This is a genomic window from Oscillospiraceae bacterium CM, assembly GCA_022870705.1.
Taxonomy (GTDB): domain Bacteria; phylum Bacillota; class Clostridia; order Oscillospirales; family Oscillospiraceae; genus Sporobacter.
This window is the reverse complement of the sequence record CP072107.1, coordinates 1,494,684-1,513,369: the sequence shown is the minus strand read 5'-3', so window position 1 is coordinate 1,513,369 and position 18,686 is coordinate 1,494,684. Positions and strand designations below refer to the sequence as shown.

General features: G+C 52.8%; 16 protein-coding genes. 7 read left to right on the top strand and 9 right to left on the bottom strand.

Annotation, left to right across the window (positions count from 1 at the left end; genetic code table 11):
* Window positions 1-8 precede the first annotated feature (8 nt).
* Window positions 9-740 carry an RNA polymerase sporulation sigma factor SigE gene (gene sigE / locus IZU99_07440; protein ID UOO38782.1) on the top strand — a complete coding sequence of 244 codons (732 nt, stop codon included), beginning with the start codon at window positions 9-11 and terminating at the stop codon, window positions 738-740.
* Window positions 741-926: 186 nt separating this feature from the next.
* Here the strand turns inward: sigE and IZU99_07435 are convergent, their stop codons facing one another.
* Window positions 927-1,328 carry a hypothetical protein gene (locus IZU99_07435; GenBank protein ID UOO37100.1) on the bottom strand — a complete coding sequence of 134 codons (402 nt, stop codon included), beginning with the start codon at window positions 1,326-1,328 and terminating at the stop codon, window positions 927-929.
* A gap of 226 nt (window positions 1,329-1,554) precedes the next feature.
* On the opposite strand from IZU99_07435, the gene sigG reads away from it, so the two are divergent.
* Window positions 1,555-2,325 carry an RNA polymerase sporulation sigma factor SigG gene (sigG, locus tag IZU99_07430; GenBank protein ID UOO37099.1) on the top strand — a complete coding sequence of 257 codons (771 nt, stop codon included), beginning with the start codon at window positions 1,555-1,557 and terminating at the stop codon, window positions 2,323-2,325.
* A gap of 60 nt (window positions 2,326-2,385) precedes the next feature.
* On the opposite strand, the gene IZU99_07425 is transcribed toward sigG, so the two are convergent.
* The 4 genes from IZU99_07425 to gap form a co-directional block, all read right to left on the bottom strand.
* Entirely contained in the window at window positions 2,386-3,564 is a 1,179-nt protein-coding gene (locus tag IZU99_07425; GenBank protein UOO37098.1) for an endospore germination permease, read from the bottom strand.
* A complete protein-coding gene (locus IZU99_07420; GenBank protein ID UOO37097.1) occupies window positions 3,561-4,784 on the bottom strand; it encodes a Ger(x)C family spore germination protein in 1,224 nt (407 codons plus the stop codon). Before IZU99_07420 ends, IZU99_07425 begins: the two co-directional genes overlap by 4 nt.
* A gap of 16 nt (window positions 4,785-4,800) precedes the next feature.
* Window positions 4,801-6,339, bottom strand: coding sequence for a spore germination protein (locus IZU99_07415; protein UOO37096.1), 1,539 nt, complete (start codon window positions 6,337-6,339; stop codon window positions 4,801-4,803).
* Window positions 6,340-6,515: 176 nt separating this feature from the next.
* Complete coding sequence (gap, locus tag IZU99_07410) at window positions 6,516-7,523, bottom strand: type I glyceraldehyde-3-phosphate dehydrogenase (protein ID UOO37095.1); 1,008 nt, start codon at window positions 7,521-7,523, stop codon at window positions 6,516-6,518.
* A 259-nt stretch (window positions 7,524-7,782) separates the two neighbouring features.
* Here gap and IZU99_07405 point away from each other — a divergent pair, with 259 nt between their 5' ends.
* The 4 genes from IZU99_07405 to IZU99_07390 all read left to right on the top strand — a co-directional run bounded on the left by IZU99_07405 (window position 7,783) and on the right by IZU99_07390 (window position 12,757).
* On the top strand, window positions 7,783-8,862 hold the full coding sequence (locus IZU99_07405) for a HAMP domain-containing histidine kinase (protein ID UOO37094.1): 1,080 nt from the start codon (window positions 7,783-7,785) through the stop codon (window positions 8,860-8,862).
* Window positions 8,863-8,906: 44 nt separating this feature from the next.
* Window positions 8,907-10,160 carry a radical SAM family heme chaperone HemW gene (gene hemW / locus IZU99_07400; protein UOO37093.1) on the top strand — a complete coding sequence of 418 codons (1,254 nt, stop codon included), beginning with the start codon at window positions 8,907-8,909 and terminating at the stop codon, window positions 10,158-10,160.
* A 107-nt stretch (window positions 10,161-10,267) separates the two neighbouring features.
* Window positions 10,268-12,052, top strand: coding sequence for a VanW family protein (locus IZU99_07395; GenBank protein UOO37092.1), 1,785 nt, complete (start codon window positions 10,268-10,270; stop codon window positions 12,050-12,052).
* A gap of 132 nt (window positions 12,053-12,184) precedes the next feature.
* Window positions 12,185-12,757, top strand: coding sequence for a manganese efflux pump (locus IZU99_07390; GenBank protein ID UOO37091.1), 573 nt, complete (start codon window positions 12,185-12,187; stop codon window positions 12,755-12,757).
* Between the two features lie 242 nt (window positions 12,758-12,999).
* Here IZU99_07390 and IZU99_07385 read toward each other — a convergent pair whose 3' ends face one another.
* Window positions 13,000-13,974: a methenyltetrahydromethanopterin cyclohydrolase gene (locus tag IZU99_07385; GenBank protein UOO37090.1), complete on the bottom strand. Its 975-nt coding sequence runs from the start codon at window positions 13,972-13,974 to the stop codon at window positions 13,000-13,002.
* Window positions 13,975-14,131: 157 nt separating this feature from the next.
* Between IZU99_07385 and IZU99_07380 the strand changes: the two genes are divergently transcribed.
* A complete protein-coding gene (locus IZU99_07380; protein UOO37089.1) occupies window positions 14,132-14,932 on the top strand; it encodes a polysaccharide deacetylase family protein in 801 nt (266 codons plus the stop codon).
* Window positions 14,933-15,077: 145 nt separating this feature from the next.
* On the opposite strand, the gene IZU99_07375 is transcribed toward IZU99_07380, so the two are convergent.
* The 3 genes from IZU99_07375 to IZU99_07365 all read right to left on the bottom strand — a co-directional run bounded on the left by IZU99_07375 (window position 15,078) and on the right by IZU99_07365 (window position 18,681).
* Window positions 15,078-15,425, bottom strand: coding sequence for a histidine triad nucleotide-binding protein (locus IZU99_07375; protein UOO37088.1), 348 nt, complete (start codon window positions 15,423-15,425; stop codon window positions 15,078-15,080).
* A gap of 16 nt (window positions 15,426-15,441) precedes the next feature.
* Window positions 15,442-18,081: an alanine--tRNA ligase gene (alaS, locus tag IZU99_07370; protein ID UOO37087.1), complete on the bottom strand. Its 2,640-nt coding sequence runs from the start codon at window positions 18,079-18,081 to the stop codon at window positions 15,442-15,444.
* 171 nt (window positions 18,082-18,252) lie between these two features.
* Window positions 18,253-18,681, bottom strand: a complete 429-nt coding sequence (locus tag IZU99_07365) for a CBS domain-containing protein (GenBank protein ID UOO37086.1) — start codon at window positions 18,679-18,681, stop codon at window positions 18,253-18,255.
* Window positions 18,682-18,686: the final 5 nt, after the last annotated feature.

Below are 18,686 nucleotides of genomic sequence, written 5' to 3'. Positions count from 1 at the left end.
AATGGATGATGAACGTTTTGCTCCGCCTGAAAGTATTTTTGCTGCTGCGCCTATGGCGACTGTCCGAACGGTTTGGCATCGTCCTGCCGCCGGGTGTCTTTTATATCGGCGGCAGCGAAACGCTCCCGCCGCCCATGTCACGCGAGGAAGAGGCGCATTACATCGAACTGCTGGGGACACGTTCGGAAGAGGCCAAGCAGGCGCTCATCGAGCGGAACCTGCGCCTTGTCGTCTATATCGCCCGCCGTTTTGAAAACACCGGTATAAACATCGAAGATCTCATCTCCATTGGGACGATTGGGCTCATCAAAGCTATAAATACATATGACGCCGAAAAAAACATCAAGCTTGCCACCTACGCCTCGCGCTGCATCGAAAACGAGATTTTAATGTTCCTGCGCAAAACGAGCAACAGAAAGGCGGAGGTCTCATTTGACGAACCGCTTAATACGGACTGGGATGGCAACGAGCTCCTTCTCTCCGATATTCTCGGCACCGATTCTGACATGGTCATGCGCCCGATGGAAGACGATGTGGACAGAAAGCTCCTGCACGATGCCATCGATAAGCTTTCCGACCGGGAGCGCGAGATCATTGTCATGCGCTTTGGCCTTGGCGGCATTGAGGAGCGCACACAGAAGGAGGTTGCCGACCTTATGGGCATCTCCCAGTCCTACATCAGCCGTCTCGAAAAGCGCATCATCCTCCGTCTTCGCCGCGAAATCACCCGGCATATCTAAATCTTTCTCACCCGCCGCCCAGAAAAGGAATAGGGATACGCCCCTATGAAACCTCCTACCTGAAGGAGGTTTCGGCACCGCCTGGGCGATTATCAATCGCCCGCGTTTTAGTCTTCGCCCGCATCCAAAGCCAAAAAGGTCCGCCGGTTTAATACCGACGGACCTTTTCATATTTTGGTGCAGTTATTAAAGAGCTTTCTTGTTCATAAAGCCGCCGACAATATAGAGAACAGGCAGGACGAAACCGATCAGACTAGTCACCTGGAAGCCGTTGTTTGTGACGCCGATGATGATAGAGACGAGTGAAATGACGCAAAGAACGATGCCGACCGTGATAAAATATCCGGCTTTGCTGGGGTCGCCGCTTTTACCGAGACCGACGATGCCGAGAACCAATTCAAGGACGCTGACGATGAGCAGTAGAATCGTTGCCAGAAGCAGGATGCCGCCAAGCGCTGCGCCGCCATCAGCCGTTGCAAGAACGGCGGAGCCGAAAACAGCAAGCAAGGAAATGACCGCGGCGATAGCGCCAAAGACGATAAAGAGAATGCTGACGGTTTTGAGCAGACCTTTGCCGGGTGCGTTCATAAATAATCCCCTTCCATAAAAAATTCTTTTTGCCTTGACCGTTTTCAGATTAACATAGATCTCAAAAAAATACAATGCATCAATTTTGACCCATATTTTTCTCAAAATAACCGCCTTTAATACATAGCGAAAACGAAATTTTTACGCCCTGTCGGCACTGTATGAAATTCCCTTCCCGCGGAAATACTGACTACGTCAATTTCCAAAGGACAGGGAGGGCTGACGGTTGCCGGGCAAGGTCGAAATCTGCGGCGTCAACACGGCCAAACTCAAAGTTTTAAAAAACGACGAGACGACCGAACTGTTGAAAAAAAGTAAGGCAGGTGACAAGAAGGCCAGGGAAGAGCTCATAGCCGGAAATCTCCGGCTTGTTTTATCCGTCATTCAGAAATTCATCAACCGTGGCGAAAATGTTGACGACCTGTTCCAGGTCGGCTGCATCGGTCTTATGAAGGCCATCGATAATTTTGATACCGGCTTGAATGTCCGTTTTTCCACTTACGGCGTCCCCATGATCATCGGTGAAATCCGCCGATATCTGCGTGACAACAGCAGCATCCGCGTCAGCCGCAGCATGCGCGACACGGCGTATAAAGCGCTTCAAATGAAGGAAAAGCTCACAAGCGATACGCAGCGTGAGCCGACGGTGGACGAGCTGGCTCAGGCGCTCGGCATCAAGCGGGAGGAGGTCGTCTTCGCCCTGGACGCCATCACAGATCCGGTTTCGCTCTACGAGCCCTTATACACCGACGGCGGCGAGAGCATCTGCGTGATGGATCAGGTCTCCGATACAAAAAACACTGATGAAAACTGGCTGGAGCAGATCGCGTTGAACGACGCCATCGCCCGCCTTGGCGACCGGGAGAAGCATATTCTGGCCCTCCGCTTCTTCTACGGCAAAACACAGATGGAGGTCGCCAGCGAAGTCGGCATTTCCCAGGCGCAGGTGTCAAGGCTCGAGAAGAACGCGATTAACCAAATTAAAAAGAATCTGTGACAGTAAGAAAAGCCACGCGGGGTATCCGAGCAGTACAAACTCGGGTACCCCGCGTTGTTGTTACGACGCCGTGTTTTCCGGCAGAACCTGCCCGTCCGGTGGGAAGAGCCGTTCCCGCAGGAGCGTTATCTCGGCATCGACTTTTTTTCGACGCATGAAGTATATGAGCATCACGAAAAATGGCACGACAAACGTGAAAAACGAGATATAGTAAAAGACATGCGTAAAGATTTCGTATCGATAGACAACGTTATACGTGTAGGGCGATACGAGAAGGCCGATAAGCACGACGAGCGAAAAACCGACGACGACGGGCTTTTCCGACTTCATACCGAGCACTTCCTTCATAATAAGTGCCGGAATGAGCGTAAAGGCCGATAGCTTGAAGAGGAATCCGGCGACCCACGCCGTCATGTTCAGGTACTCAATGCGCTGGAAGATATCAAACACGTTGATTTGCTTGATAAACTCGAAATACGGAAAGTTAAAATGCTTTGTCAGCTCGATGCCAAGCACAGACTGCGTTGACAGCGTGATAAGAATATAAATCAACGTGGCGGGGATGAGGAAGCTGAAAAAGGTTTTGTTAACACTATATTTTTTGTCCAAAAAGGCGAAGACAACGAGAAAAAAGACACCGTCTGAAAATCGCCCGGCACCGTAAAACAACGCCGATTTATTGATGGTGAGAAAATTTGAGTCTTTTAAAACAGGGGAGAAGACGGAGAAATCCATCTTGTTGAAGCCTAGAAAAGTGAACGCAATGATGATGGCAAGCATATAAAAGATGATAATCTGGGCTGCTTTTGTAATGACGTTAAAGCCCTTGAATGCCGCAAAAATCGTGCACACCATTAAAACAACAGTCAGAACGGACTGCGGCGTCATGACGAGGGAGGAAGATTTGATAAAATCGAGCAGGATGGTGGTAAAAATAAACGTCCACCACAAAAGATAAAGCGAGATAAAAACAGCGAGAATTTTGCCAATCCATTTCCCAAGGATAATCCGATAATAATCCGTTATAAAAATATTGCGGAATTTGTTGGCCAGAAATAAAGGCGGGATATAGAGAAGCGCGATATAAACGCCCGTCAGGAGATCGACGATCCAGGCGTCCTGATTAGCCGGCGGCAAAAGCGCGGTCGGCGTGAAGCCAAAATTAATGAGGATTCTGTTTGATAAAACGAGCGCAACAAGCTGAAACGGCGTTAGCTTCATAGAACCGGTGATTTTCATTTGTTCGTAGCCCTCCTGTTAAGTGGCGTCTCCAGTAGGCCAATCCGGCGGATTGTCGTCTGCACCTCAACGGTGACGTCGGCTTCGCTGAACAGTTCATTCCACCGGTCTTTCAGCACGCGCCACTGATCTGGATGCTGCCGGTGAACCGCGCCGCTAAAGCCGAAAATATCTAGGCAGAGCTCATCCTGTGCCTTTTTAATAACCTGCTCGGCCTCCGCCTTGATCGTCTGGCTATTCAAGGCCTCGATTTGACGCAAAACACTGCGGTTCATGGCAAGGTCTTCCGCACCCGTTTCCTCAACGAGCTTCCCGTTCACTTTAATCACGACTTTCAGCCGAGGCTTGTCTCCAAGCTCCAAAACCTCCATCTTGGCACCGGCGCGCAGTACTTCAACGGAATTATTTCCGCTCCCAGCCGGAGAGGGTGAAACAATAACCGTTCGCTTAAGCTTTCCGCTGATAAAGTTGAGCCCCCGCGTTTCAATACCGTCCAAATAACCAATCAGCTTTTGGCCGGAAAAAACAGCCGCGCCCTCCGCCTTTAAAAGGTTAAGGTTTTTTTGTGCGGCATCGCTGCTGCCCCCCCCCTGGGGCTGCGTTGGTGCCGATTCGTCGCTTTTTTGCCGGAGTATGGTGCCGCACAGGGCATAACCGTTATCAAAATAGAACCGCAAAAAGTCAGCAACGCTTGTGTGTAATGTTTTACCGGTCAAATTTTCATTTTCTTCAAGTTTATCGAGATAATTAGCTGTTACCTCTTCACTGCCTCGTTTCATCCCCAGCACCTCAGTCGGCGAATCTTCGGGAGAAATAAGGACATACGTATTTGGCCATGTCTCATAGCGGCGCATCCAGAAGTCAAGCACGTCGATAAACCCCTCCCGCGCCGTTTCGTCACCGAAAATCAGTTCTTTCGTCTGATACAGAAAGATTTTTTTGTCGTATTCCGTATCGACATTTCGAAGTGCGTCAAAAAAAGATGTCCCGGTCGTCTGCAAAAAGTCCGACTTATTTTCCTGCTTGACAACCTTTCCGGGCTGCTCGGCGTGATACACTTCCATGGCCAGATGATAAACGCCGTCTTTTCTGTCAATTCCGATGGAGCTGGTGATGCCAAGGGTGTTAAGCTCCCTGCGGTCCCAACAGCCTGTCAGCGTACTGATGATAGATATTATCAGAACGATAACAGCGCCTTTTCTGACAAATTGTTTTTTCACGGATTGTCGCCTCTTTTCATTTCTGGCGTGTTTTATTCCTGCCGACGATACCGGCCGGACGCGTTTTGAGCATTCCCAGCGGATAACGGAGCAGGCTATCCCGCAGGTTGCGCACGTTAAAGGTCGCAAAGGGCGACGTGTATTCCATGCCGAAGGACTGGAGTGAGCAGAGGTGGATGATCACGAGATAAACGCCGCACACGACCCCGAAAAGCCCGAGAAATCCGCCCGCGAAAACGAAGGCGACGCGCAGAATGATAATCGGCTCTAAAAGCCCCGGCAAGGCGAAGCTGCAGATTGCCGACAGGGCCACGACGATAACGATTGTTGAACTGACGAGACCGGCGTTAACGGATGCCTCACCGACGATCAGCGCACCCACAATGCTAATGGCCGGGCCGATAACGCGCGGTAGGCGCGTCCCGGCCTCTCGCAGCACCTCGTAAAAGAAAATCATAAGCAGTGCTTCAATGATGGTCGGGAAAGGGATACCGCTCATCGCGCCGGACATTTTGACGAGCAGTACTGTCGGGATCATCTCCTGGTGAAAAATTTGCAGCGCAACATATATTGCCGGGAGCATTGTCGTGATAAAAAAGCAGATATAGCGCAGAAAACGCATAACCTGAGCAAAATAAAATCTGTTGTAGTAATCCTCGCTCGTTTGAAAATATTCGATAAATAGCGTCGGCACCGTCATCATGTGCGGGCTGCCCCCACATAAAATGCCAACGCGCCCTTCCAGCAGCTTGGCGGCGGCGACATCGGGCTTTTCCGAATTGGCAATTGTCGGGAACAAAGAAAATTTGTGGTCTTCAATAAATTGTTCAATCATACCGGCATCGAGAATGGCATCCGTGTCGATGGCCTCAAGCCGCGCATTGACCTCGTTGATGACGTCCTCGCGGGCAATGCCGTCCAGATAGGCAATGGCAATCTGCGTACTCGTCTGGCTGCCCAGCGTTACGCTTTTAAAGACAAGGCGGTGATTTTTTATTTTTCGCCGCAGGAGCATGATGTTCGTCTGCAGGTCCTCAATGAAGCTTTCTTTTGGCCCACGGATTACCGTTTCGTTTGACGGCTCCGATATCGCCCGCTTCTCATAATCTTTGCTGTTGATTAAAACAGCGACCGCAAGATGATCCACGAATAAAACGCTGGTTCCGTCAAGCAAAATATCGGCCGCCTTTTGGAGATCGCTTTCAATGTCGACGTTGGCGACGGAGACAATCTGCCGCAGTAGTGACGGATCGCGACGGACCGCATGAAAATCAAGCGTCTGTGTGTTCATGCAAAAGGTATGGAGCACGTCCCGGTTCAAAATCGTGTCATTGGCCAGCCCGCTGAAGTAGACGAGGAGCCCCTTGACATCGGAAAACAGGCTGACCTCTCTAAAGACGAGGTCAACCGTTCCCCTGAAATAATCATATAAAAAGTTTTTTATTGCCTCAAGGTCACCTGAGATGCGGTTTTCCGATTTTTCTTCCGGCTCGGACGCATCCGGCGACGGACGAGCCCGCTTCGACGTGGAGCGCCCAAAAATATTTTCCAGCATGAAAATCCTCATATGACCGCGCCGGTGTGTTGACGGCAAGCCCGGCGTGGATGTCTAAATAATGTAACAGTAGTATATTCGCAGGGGAATTATTTACACTGGAAAATGCTTGAACGTTTTTTGACGCAAAAAAACCGGAGAGGCTTGCCTCTCCGGTCGGATGCAGTTTATCAATACTACTTGTGGTCGACCTTGTACATGTGCTCAACGATGGAAAGCACCTTGTCGGAGTAACCATACTCGTTGTCATACCAGGCAATGAGCTTCATAAATGTGTCGGTCAGGGCGATGCCGGCCTTGGCGTCAAAAATGGAGATATGGGGGTCTCCGATGAAATCGCTGGAGACGACCTCGTCTTCTGTATAAGCCAAAATACCTTTATAAGCGTTTTCAGAGGCGTTTTTCATCAGGGCGCAGACGTCCTCATATTTGGCAGCCTTCGCCAGATTGACGGTGAGATCAACCGCCGAGACATCAAGCGTCGGTACGCGCATTGACATGCCGGTGAGCTTTCCCTTAAGCGCCGGAATGACTTCACCGACGGCCTTGGCAGCGCCTGTCGAGGAGGGGATGATGTTGTAAGATGCCGCGCGGCCGCCGCGCCAGTCCTTTAGAGACTTGCCGTCAACCGTCTTCTGAGACGCCGTCACTGAATGAATCGTTGTCATCAGACCGCTTGTGATGCCGTAAGCGTCGTTTAAAATTTTTGCCATGGGGGCCAAACAATTCGTTGTGCACGAGGCATTCGAGACAATCGTCATCGAGGGGTCGTACGAGTCGGTGTTGACGCCCATGACGAACATTGGGATATCGGAAGACGGCGCCGTCACGATGACCTTTTTAGCACCGGCTTTCAGGTGCACGGCGGCTTTATCCATCGTTTTAAACTGGCCTGTCGAATCAACGAGGTATTCAACACCGGCGTCGGACCAAGGGATGTTCTCAGGATTTCTGTCAGAATAGGTCGGGATTCTTTTCCCGTCGATGATGAGGGCGCCATCATCGTATGTAATCTCATGGCCGAAACGGCCGTGGATCGTATCGTATTTCATCATGTACGCCATATAGTCCGGCGCAACAGTTGCGTTAATACCGGCGACCTCGATGTTCTCGTGGTCAAGGCTGGCCCGCAAAACAAGCCGCCCTATTCTGCCGAAGCCGGTGATGCCAATTCTGATGCTCATAGTCGTCCTCCGTTTTTTGCAGATTATCACCGGAATTATACCAGTAAATCCATATAAATTCAAAGTAATTTTATTTTGTTTTTATGTTTTTAACAAAATGTGACATAACCAGTTGTTAAGACACGCTTTATTTGTTATTATAAAGAACAATGTAAATTTTACACAGTCTATTATGTGACGGTCATTTCTAATTTTTAACGGGTATTTTTTTCCCCTGTTGTCACATGGATAAACATAAATAGAAACGGGGCGGAGTGCCTTGACAGATCAAACAAAGAATCCTGTTCATCAGGAAGAAGTCCTCATTGCCGTAAAAGACGGAAAAATCCGGTTTTATAACAATGCGGCAGCCAAGCTGATAGACAATATCGGTTCCAAAATGCCCGAGGATATTTTCCCCCGTGAGCTTTTAGTGCACGGGGCAGATTCGTATGTCGGCGGGGCGGTCATCGCTGGCGTTTTGACGACGGTGACGGTAACGATGATTGACGACTGCAGAATCCTGAGTTTTTATCTTCCGGTCCGCGAACGGGACAGGGAGACCTACAGCCTGCTTTCAGCCGTGAGCACGGAACTGAAAAACATGCTGTCCGTTTTGAAAATGTCGTCGAATTTGCTCTTGCCGTATATTGAGAATCTTGGCAATCCGCGCCTTGTCCGGTATGGCGCGATGATTTATCACTGCTATTACAACATGTTGCGCATTACAAACAATCTCAGTGATTTGGACGGCATCCTGCGTGACGATGTGCCGATGGATCGCAAATCGTTTGACCTCATAACGGTCTGCCGGGAGCTCATTGATTCTGCCCAGCATCTTGTTGAGGGCACCGGCGTCACGCTCAAATTTTCATCAGATGAGCCGAGTCTTACCATTTATGCCGATAAAAGCAAAATTGAAAAGATGGTGCTCAATCTTCTGTCGAACAGCTTGGCCTGCACACCGCCGGGCGGTAATTTGACGGTAACTGTCATGTTGGCCGATGTGCGATGCGTCGTAACGGTGTCAGATGACGGGCAGGGTATCGACAGTGAAGCACTGCGTTCTGCCTGGAACAAATATCATGTTTTACAAGAAATATCGGACACAGAAACAGGCCTCGGCATGGGGCTGACAATTGTTCAGAATATTGCCCGGCTGCACGGCGGCAGCGCCGTTTTGGAAAGCCGACCTGGTGCTGGGACGACCGTCACCGTCTCCATCCCGCTTACTCAGCCAGAGGAAACGGATTTCAAGACGAGCCGTATCGACTATGAAAGTGAAGGCATGCAGCAACTCCTGACGGAGTTGTCCGGCGTCATCAGCTATGACCAGTATTCGCAGCTTTATATGGACTGACATACCGGCTGCTGACGACAGCCTTGAATCGTGCGGAGCATTGAATGAATAAATATCTTGGCGTTTATATTCATATACCGTTTTGCGCCGGCAAATGCGCCTACTGCGATTTTTATTCGCTGTCTGGCCATGAGAAGCTGATGCCGGTCTATCAGCATGCCCTTTTAAGCCATATCAGGGAATACGGCCCGCAGATTGACGGCTACCTGACGGACACGATCTACTTCGGCGGCGGCACACCGAGCATTTATGGCAGCGACCGGCTTATCGCTCTATTTGACGCGCTGAAAAAATACGGGCACGTCCTCTTAGATGCGGAGGTTACGACAGAAGTCAATCCGGCCAGCATTACGAAGGCCGACCTTTTGCGCCTGCGCCGTGCCGGATTCAACCGGCTTTCCATTGGTGTGCAGTCGGCCAATGACGCGCTTTTAAAAAGTCTCGGCAGAAAACACACGTTTGCCGACGCCGAGGAAACGGTTAAAAACGCCCGAGAGGCCGGGTTCGACAATATCAGCATTGACCTCATTTACGGGCTGCCGTCTCAAACGCGGGATGACTGGGCCGATACGCTGGGTAGGGCGGCCGCGTTAAAGCCGGAGCACATTTCCTGTTATGGGCTGAAAATTGAGGAGGGCTCCCAGCTCTACATATATAAGGATTCGCCGTTTCTGCCGGACGATGACACGCAGGCGGATATGTATCTCTACGCTGTCGAAACGCTCAGCCGATTCGGTCTTAAGCAGTATGAGATCTCAAATTTTGCCCGCCGCTCCTATGAATCGCGCCACAATATGAAGTATTGGTTCGGAGACGAGTATCTCGGCTTTGGCGCTGCGGCGCACTCGTACATCGGCGGCAAGCGCTACAATCATATAGCAGACCTTGAAAAATATAGTGACAATATCATTGCCGGGCGCCCCGTCGTTGACATGACGGAGGAAATCTCCGGCTTCGAGCTCGCGGGCGAGTATCTCATGCTCCGCCTGCGGACAACGCACGGCATCTCCGAGAAAGAGTATTACGATATTTATCCCTGCAGTATGGACAGCACGGTAAAACTTTTGCGCTTTTATGAATCGAAAGGCTGGGCGTCCTTTTCGGAAGGCCGCTGGAGCTTCACGCCAGTAGGCTTTCTTCTGTCCAACACATTGATCGGCCAGATTCTGGAGACACAGACAAAACAGCGATCCGGGATGACGAAACCGTGGGAAAAGCCGGAGGCGCTCGCCCTGCGCACGCAGTTAACGCTGTTCGAGAACACGAATAAAGAAGTTCAGATGTTCCGAGGAATTTAAACAATGACTTTAAACACGTGATTAAAAGCAGGTTGTTTAAAGATGTTACAATACTTGTAAGAATCTGTAACAAAAATGAGTTGCCTTTTTTATAGCTTTTCAATAAAATGCGATGTAGAGTAGACGTTAAAGGATGTGTCATTATCAAACGGGAACAGACAGAGAAAAAAAGCGGTGGCAAAAAGGCCAGGCGGCCGGGCGTTACCGTTGGAATTATTGCGGGGGCCATACTCGTTTTCCTCGCCGCAGGGACGGTCGGTACCGGAATATTTGTACAAAATGTTGATACCATTTATCCGAACATCACTGTCGCCGGTATCAGCCTGTCGGGCTTGACGGCAGAGGCGGCGGCGCAAGCTTTAACGGACGGTGGTTACGACGATATGGCCGCCAAAGTCGCCGCAACGGTCACCTTTCCCGATGGGCAAGCGATGACGATAACAGGCGAAGAGGCAGGCCTAACGCCGACGGCGCCGCAGGCTGCAGAGCTGGCTTACCAGTATGGCCGGGGCGGGTCGTTTTTTGCCAATGCGCTCAATTATGTCAAAAGCCTCTTTTCCCCAAAGGACCTTAAAGAGAGCGGGGCTTTGCGGCTTGATGAAACATACATCCGGACTGTCGTGGGCGACTATACGAGAAACTATAACGACAAGATTATGAAGGATGTCTATAAGCTTACGGAAGACAGCCTTGAAATTACAAAAGGCAGCGGCAAACCCCTAGCCCAGGAAGATGCCGTCTATCAGCTCGCCGTAGAGGCGTTAAATCAGTCGGCAGCGCAAAACAGCCCTGTTGCCGTCACCTATTCGCTTGATGCCTCCGGGGGCGACTTTGACCTGCAGAGTATTTATAACAACATTCTGACAGAGCCGGTTGACGCCGTCTATGACGCAGAAGCCAAAAGAATAACACCGAGCGTTGCCGGTATCAGCATTGATGTCGATGCGGCGCAGAAGGAACTCGATGCGGCTCAGCTCGGGGAAACCGTTATTATTCCGCTCGTTCTGACACAACCCGCCGTGACGACGGAGCAGCTGCATGCCCAGCTTTTTAAAGACGTTCTCGCCTCACGGACAACATCGGTTGGCGGTACGAGCAACAGAATCCATAATGTCAAGCTTGCCGCTTCATCGATCAACGGAATGGTTTTAAACCCCGGCGAGACATTTTCCTATAACGGGGCACTCGGGCAGCGGACAACGGCGAAGGGCTATTTGGAAGCGGGTGCCTACGTCGGCGGCAAGGTCGTCCAGGAAATCGGCGGCGGCATTTGCCAGGTCTCATCCACACTCTACTGCACCGTTTTGTATGCCGACCTCCAGGTCGTTGAGCGCTCCAATCATATGTTTATCGTCACCTATCTGCCGCTTGGCGTCGACGCGACGGTCAACTGGGGTACCGTGGACTTCAAATTCAAAAACAATACCGGCTATCCGATTGAAATTGAAGCCTACCTCAGCGGCACAAACCTGACGGTACGCCTCCACGGCACGAAGACGACGACAAACACGGTCGACATCAAGTCGGTTGTTGTCAGCAAAACGGATTTCAACACCGTTAAAAAAGAAGACCCAAGCGTTGCCCCCGGCACGACGAAAGAGGATGCGTCCGGCCACTCGGGTTACGTGGTCGACACCTATAAGTATATTTACGACGCTGACGGGAAGCTTTTAAGCAAAACGTTTATCGCGCGAAGTACTTACCGTGTGCAGGATAAGGTGATTCTCGTGCCGGTTGGTACGCTGACGCCGTCCACATCCCCAACGCCGTCCACATCCCCAACGCCGTCCACATCCCCAACGCCATCCACGTCACCATCGACATCGCCGTCCACGTCGCCATCCACGTCGCCGTCCACATCGCCGTCCACATCGCCGTCCACGACACCGTAGGACGTTACTTTCAACCGGCAGGGCTGCCCCAACATGGGGCAGCCTTTTTGCGTCCACACGCAGTTGACGGGGTTGTCATGATTTGGTATACTGCCAGAAGCGCCGCATAAAACAAGATGAGAGAAGACTGATATGAGTATCGCCGAATTACTCCTCCTAGCGCTCGGCCTGTCGATGGACGCCGTTGCCGTCTCCATCTGCAAAGGCCTCTCCATGCAAAAGGTCAGTTTGAAAAACGCCGCCATCGTTGGCGCGTGGTTCGGCGGCTTTCAAGCGGCCATGCCGCTTTTGGGATATCTGCTCGGTACATCGTTTGCTGTTTTCATTCAAACGTACGCGCATTGGGTTGCTTTCGTCTTATTGGCGGCAATCGGTCTGAATATGATTCGGGAAGCGCTCCTTCAAAAAGAGGATGCAGCAGCGGAGAAAACAGATTGCCCAATCACGGCGCGGGCTATGTTCGTCATGGCTGTCGCCACCAGTATTGATGCGCTCGCGGTCGGCGTTACCTTCGCGTTTTTAGAGGTGGCCGTCCTGCCCGCTGTTTTGACGATCGGCGTAATGACTTTTGGGCTCTCCATGGCCGGTGTTAAAATCGGCAATGCCTTTGGGTCGCGTTTTCAGTCAACCGCTGAAATTCTCGGCGGCGTTATTCTCTGCCTGCTCGGCCTGAAGGTTCTTCTCACACATTTCGGCGTTCTCTGATGCGCTATATACGATACAATCCGGGGCGCTATAAGCGCCCATTTTTTTTCGGGAGTCCGTCCGGACACCATTGCCTCTCTGTAGGGGGCGAAGCTCACATCGACCCGACGCTCCGCCGTGTAGGGACGGCCATTGGCCGTCCGCCCCACACAAAGCCTCCCTTTCCGCTCAGCCCACACCTCGCACCCGGCACCCAAGAAAAAAAACGGGCGGCCAACTGGCCGCCCGAAACCACCCTAAAATTACGCTTGAAACCCAAATGAGCGGCGTAAAACATCCGGCCGGATCGTACCGGCAGAAAAGGAATTGCCGCTTTCGAGATTGCATAGCCATATAACAGCGGGGTTGAACTGGTCTGGACTCAGCTTGTAAAAATCACCTGCCGATGTATCGAGCTCAAAGTAGGCAAGCCCGTCGTTTGGCATTGCCACCGTCGGCACACGCCCCACAACAGCCCGGAGGGTATCATCGTCGTCGTGGACATTGCAGATGACCGTCCCGCCATAGGAAATGGCGTCATTCGTGCGCCCGAGAGCGTTGGAGGTGTCCGCGGCGACGGGGGAGATGGGGCAAATCCCGATACCGGACACGATTTTGCCAAGATCGTATTTCAAACGCCTGAGTTTAAACAGGCCGGTCTCTAAGGTGCGCGCGGCAACCTGCACGACTCCTGTTGCCGACGCCGTTGGGGCGACAAGAATGGTGAGGTTTTCCGGTGCGCAGCGGCATTCGGCACAAACCATGTCAATCACCTCGTCCGTCGGCAACTTTGCGCTTTCAAGACAGAGGATGACCGCATCTGAATGATCCTGATAGTCGAGGTATGCGAAAATATTGCCTTTCGGGACGACGGCACAGGCTGGGCCTGAACCGACATAAACGCGGCTGTCACATTTTAATTGCCATCCCGCAAACTGCGACGCCATGCAGGCACGCACGGGATGGTCCGTCACAACGTTCACGGTCGGCCAAACAATACCGCCGAAGTCTTGGTATTGCAGGGTAACGTCGGCAAGTCCGCCCAGACAGATTTTTGAAAACAGTAGACCGGCTTCAAATCCGCCGCGGGCTTTGACGCCGCAGTCAACGATGGTAGCACCGCGCTGCGTGAAAACGTCCACTCGGAGCTGAAGGCTGCGGGCTATGAGTTCCTCAACGTGGGACAGGGCCTGCCTGTTGGGGCTGAGCGCCGGGTCTCGGGAGAGTGGTAAGATCATAATTATCCTCTTTTGTTCATAATCAGAAATCGCATAACATGTTGATTTTACTCCTCCAAAAATTTATCGTCAAGCTGGTTTTTACGTCATGATGGTTGCTGCATAAAGCCTGTGCCTTGGTCATATCCTCCAGTAGAGAGGAAAGGGCGTGAGATTTATGCAGTTTATTTCAAACATCAAACACTATTTTCAGTCGCCTCGGCTGCGTCGGCGTACGGCGCTCATTTCCGCGATTTTGGCCGTCATTCTTATTTTCTATGCCGTCAACTGCCCGGCCATTGTCGGTGTCGCGGCGACAACGCGGGCGCTGCCGATCTACTGCGTCCGGCGCGACGCCAAAATGGTCTCGCTGACGTTTGACGCCGCCTGGGGCAATGAGGACACGCAGACGCTGATTGACATCCTGAACACCTATCACGTTAAGGCGACGTTCTTTGTTGTCGGCGCGTGGGCCGACAAATACCCGGAGTCCGTCAAAGCGCTCTCGGACGCCGGCAACGAAGTGATGAACCACTCCAACGACCACGCACACTTTTCTAAGCTGTCCGCCGATGAGATCGTCAAAAACATCACGGCCTGCAACGATAAGGTCGCTGCCGTCACCGGCGTCAAGCCGACGCTCTTTCGATGCCCATACGGCGAGTATGACGACCATGTGATCACGACGCTGTCTTCCATGGGCATGTACACGATTCAATGGGATGTTGATTCTCTCGACTGGAAGGATCTCTCCGCATCCGAAATCACACAACGCGTGACAAATAAGGTCCAGCCCGGCAGTATTGTCCTGTTCCACAACGCAGCATTGCATACGCCGGAGGCGCTGCCCGCGATTATCGAGTATCTTATTGCCAACGGGTATACGATCGTCCCCGTTTCAGAACTCATCATAAAAGGGGACTACACCATCGACCACACCGGCCGTCAAATCCCGCTTCAGGCCAAAGCAACGCCATAGATCATCGCCATTCGTAGGGGCGGGTTTCCATGACCGTCCGCTCGCGCACCCCGTAGGGGCGGGTTTCCATGCCCGCCCGATGGCATCGCCCTTCGCCCAGCAAAAACCGCCTGCTTTCGCAGGCGGTTGCTTATTTTAACAGGGTTTAATCCGCACAGAGCTTCGGCCCCAGCTTGCGCCCGGCTAGCACGTGGAAATGAATGTGGCCGACAGACTGCCCGGCGTTGGCGCCGCTGTTTGTGATGACGCGGAAACCGTCTCCCAGCTTTTCCTCTTTGGCTAGACGCGCGATGACCTCAAAGCACTTGGCAACAAGCGCGGAATTGTCCGCCGTGATGTCCGCTGCGCTTTCGATATGCTTTTTCGGCACAACGAGGAAATGGACCGGCGCCTGCGGATAAAGGTCGTCAAACGCTAATATGTCGTCGTCCTCATAACGTTTGGCGGATGGGATTTCACCGGCAATGATCTTGCAAAAAATACAGTCCGACATTGTTTTGTCCTCCTTATTAAATCCCAAGTTTTTCAGAAATCAGGCCGGGAACGGCCGCCAGCGCCTCGGAAAGCTTTGAGACGTCCTTCCCGCCGCCCATGGCTGACTCCGGCTTGCCACCGCCCGAACCGCCGCAGATCTTTGTGACAGCTTTGATAATGTCACCCGCGCGAACGCCTTTTTTAACGGTGTCGGCGCCGCACGCGGCAAGAAACGTGAGCTTTTCACCGTCGATGGCGGCGAGAACGGCGACAACGGCGCTGTCTTTATCGCGTAGGTGGTCGCCCATCTGACGGAGCGTATCACCATCGGCGCTATCAACCCGCGCCGTTACAACCTTCAATCCGCCGATATCCTGTGCGTCGCGTAAAAGGCCGTCCGCACCCGCGTTGGCGGCCTGCGCGCCATAGGCGTCAACGGCGCGGCGCAAGTCGCGCAGCTCCTGTGTCTGCTGCTCAAGCCTTGTCATGAGATCACTGGTACTGGCGGCCTTTAAAGCCCCCTGAAGCGCCGAAAGTGTTTTCTTATTCTGATGTTGCGATTCAAGTGTCTGCAAGCCGACAGTCGCCTCAATGCGCCGTACGCCGGAGGCGACGGAAAATTCGCTTGTAATCGCAAACGGCCCGGCCTTGGCCGTGTTGTCGAGATGCGTGCCGCCGCAGAGCTCCATAGAGAAGTCGCCCATCGTCACAACGCGAACCGTCTCGCCGTATTTTTCACCGAAAAGCGCCGTTGCCCCCAATTTCTTTGCGTCGTCAATCGGCATTTCACGGACAGCCACGGGCAGACCGTTTAATACAGCGTCGTTGACGAGCTGTTCAATTTGGGTAAGCTCTTCGGCTGTCGTTGCGGCAAAGTGGGTAAAATCAAAGCGCAGTTTGTCAGGCTCAACGAGCGACCCCGCCTGATTGATATGGTCGCCGAGAACGATTTTCAAAGCCTTTTGCAAGAGGTGCGTAGCCGAGTGTGCCCGCATGATCGCCTGCCGCCGCACCGCGTCGACAGCGGCCGTCACCGTCTCGTCAACAGACAGCGCGCCGGATACTAGCGTGCCTTGATGCAGGTACTTGCCGCCCTTGTTTTTCGATACGCCTGTGACGTGGAAAATTGCGTCGCCCTTCGTTATGATGCCGGTATCGGCCGACTGGCCGCCCATCTCAGCGTAAAAGGGCGTTTTGTCAAGAACAACGATAGCCTCCTCGCCGTCTCGGATAGTCGAGCACACCTCGCCGCCGGAAACAAGCGCTAGAATCCGCCCCGTGTCGGAAAGCGTCTCATAGCCCGTGAAAACGGTCGGCGTCGCGTCAAGGCCGAGGTCAACACCCGCCCAGGCAAGATCGCCCAGCGCGGCGCGCGCCGCGCGCGCCCTGTCGCGCTGCTCCTGCATGAGGCGGTCAAATTCCGGCCTGTCGAGCGTGAAACCGTGTTCCTCGATGATCTCCAGCGTGAGGTCGACGGGGAAGCCATATGTGTCGTAGAGCTTAAAGGCGTCCGCGCCGGAGAAGACGGTGCCGCCCTGCGATTTCAATTCCTTTAATAGGCCATTTAAAATCGCCATACCGCCGTCAATCGTCTTATTAAAGTTTTCCTCTTCAACGCGGATGACGCGTGTGATGTAATCCTGTTTTTGGACAAGGTCGGGGTAGGCCGTCGTGTTTTCGCCGATTACCGTCGCGCAGACTTCATATAAAAATGTATCGGAATAGCCGAGCAGCTTGCCGTGGCGGGCCGCCCGACGTAAGAGGCGGCGCAGGACGTAGCCGCGCCCCTCGTTGGAGGGGAGCACGCCGTCGGCGATCATCATCGTTGATGAGCGGATGTGGTCGGTGATGACGCGGAGCGAGACGTCCGTTTTTGCGCTTTGACCGTATTGTGCGCCCGTCATTTCCGATACTTTTTTCGTAATGTTCATGACGGTGTCGACATCGAACAGGCTATCAACGCCCTGACAGACGACGGCGAGCCGCTCAAGCCCCATGCCGGTGTCGATGTTTTTCTGCGCAAGCTCCGTATAATGGCCCGCTCCGTCGCTCATAAATTGGGAAAACACGTTGTTCCAGACTTCAATATACCGGTCGCAGTCACAACCGACGGTACAGTCGGGTTTTCCGCAGCCCTTCTCGGGGCCGCGGTCAAAATAGACCTCCGAGCAGGGGCCGCAGGGGCCCGCGCCGTGCTCCCAAAAGTTATCCTTTTTGCCGAAGCGGAAGATGCGCTCGGCGGAAATGCCGATCTCTTGGTGCCAGATATCAAAGGCTTCGTCATCCGCCTCGTAGACAGAGGGGTATAAAAGGGTGGGGTCAATGCCGACGGTTTCGGTCAAGAATTCCCAGCACCAGGCAATCGCCTCATGCTTGAAATAGTCGCCGAAGGAAAAGTTGCCCAGCATCTCAAAATATGTACCATGCCGTGCCGTTTTGCCGATGTTCTCAATATCGCCGGTGCGGATGCACTTCTGGCATGTCGTGACGCGGCGTCGCGGCGGCTCTGTTTCGCCGGTAAACCACGGCTTCAAAGGGGCCATGCCGGAGTTGATGAGCAGCAGCGACGCGTCATTTTGCGGAATGAGCGAGAAGCTCGGCAGGCGCAGGTGCCCCTTGCTCTCGAAATACGACAAGAACATCTCTCGCAGCTCATTTAACCCGTACTTTTTCATTGTGTGTGCCTCCAATAAAAACGCGGCCCGCGCGTTGTCTTTTCATTCAAGGGAAATTCAGCAAACGTTATTTTATAATGAAATAAGAGCGCTTGTCAATGCCGGGGCACGATCGTTAAAAACCGTTTCCGCCGATACCGGCGGAAACGGTTTTTAACGCGTTGATTCATGTTACCGCTTTCGAATGTTGACGGATATTTCCGACAGCGCTTTCGACGCTTCCATGTCAAACGCGTGCGTCTTGGCCATATCGCCGATGGCAAGCATTCCAACGAGCCTGCCGCCCTCTACAACGGGCAGCCGCCGCACCTGTGCCTCGGCCATCTGCCGCGCCGCCTCGCGCACATCGTCCGTCGGGCTGACGGTTACAAGCCCCCGTGTCATGATCTCCCGGACGGGCGTCGTCTCGGGGTCGTTTTCCGCCGCGACGCAGCGCAGGACAATATCACGGTCCGTGACGATGCCGCGCAGATGCCCGTCCGCCGAGCAGACGGGGACGGAGCCGATGTTATGGCGGTATAAAAGCCGCGCCGCCAAAGACGCGGGCTCGTCCGGCGCAATGGTAATCACACTGTCAGACATCAGTTCTGCAACGAGCATAATAA

Bases quoted from the DNA above. Each gene is read 5' to 3' on its own strand.
- IZU99_07380 (UOO37089.1), top strand. From the start codon at position 14,132: ATGCAGTTTATTTCAAACATCAAACACTATTTTCAGTCGCCTCGGCTG.
- IZU99_07435 (UOO37100.1), bottom strand. From the start codon at position 1,328: ATGAACGCACCCGGCAAAGGTCTGCTCAAAACCGTCAGCATTCTCTTT.
- alaS (UOO37087.1), bottom strand. From the start codon at position 18,081: ATGAAAAAGTACGGGTTAAATGAGCTGCGAGAGATGTTCTTGTCGTAT.
- IZU99_07395 (UOO37092.1), top strand. From the start codon at position 10,268: ATGCGATGTAGAGTAGACGTTAAAGGATGTGTCATTATCAAACGGGAA.
- sigE (UOO38782.1), top strand. From the start codon at position 9: ATGAACGTTTTGCTCCGCCTGAAAGTATTTTTGCTGCTGCGCCTATGG.
- IZU99_07375 (UOO37088.1), bottom strand. From the start codon at position 15,425: ATGTCGGACTGTATTTTTTGCAAGATCATTGCCGGTGAAATCCCATCC.
- gap (UOO37095.1), bottom strand. From the start codon at position 7,523: ATGAGCATCAGAATTGGCATCACCGGCTTCGGCAGAATAGGGCGGCTT.
- IZU99_07365 (UOO37086.1), bottom strand. From the start codon at position 18,681: ATGCTCGTTGCAGAACTGATGTCTGACAGTGTGATTACCATTGCGCCG.
- hemW (UOO37093.1), top strand. From the start codon at position 8,907: ATGAATAAATATCTTGGCGTTTATATTCATATACCGTTTTGCGCCGGC.
- IZU99_07425 (UOO37098.1), bottom strand. From the start codon at position 3,564: ATGAAAATCACCGGTTCTATGAAGCTAACGCCGTTTCAGCTTGTTGCG.
- IZU99_07385 (UOO37090.1), bottom strand. From the start codon at position 13,974: ATGATCTTACCACTCTCCCGAGACCCGGCGCTCAGCCCCAACAGGCAG.
- IZU99_07415 (UOO37096.1), bottom strand. From the start codon at position 6,339: ATGCTGGAAAATATTTTTGGGCGCTCCACGTCGAAGCGGGCTCGTCCG.
- IZU99_07390 (UOO37091.1), top strand. From the start codon at position 12,185: ATGAGTATCGCCGAATTACTCCTCCTAGCGCTCGGCCTGTCGATGGAC.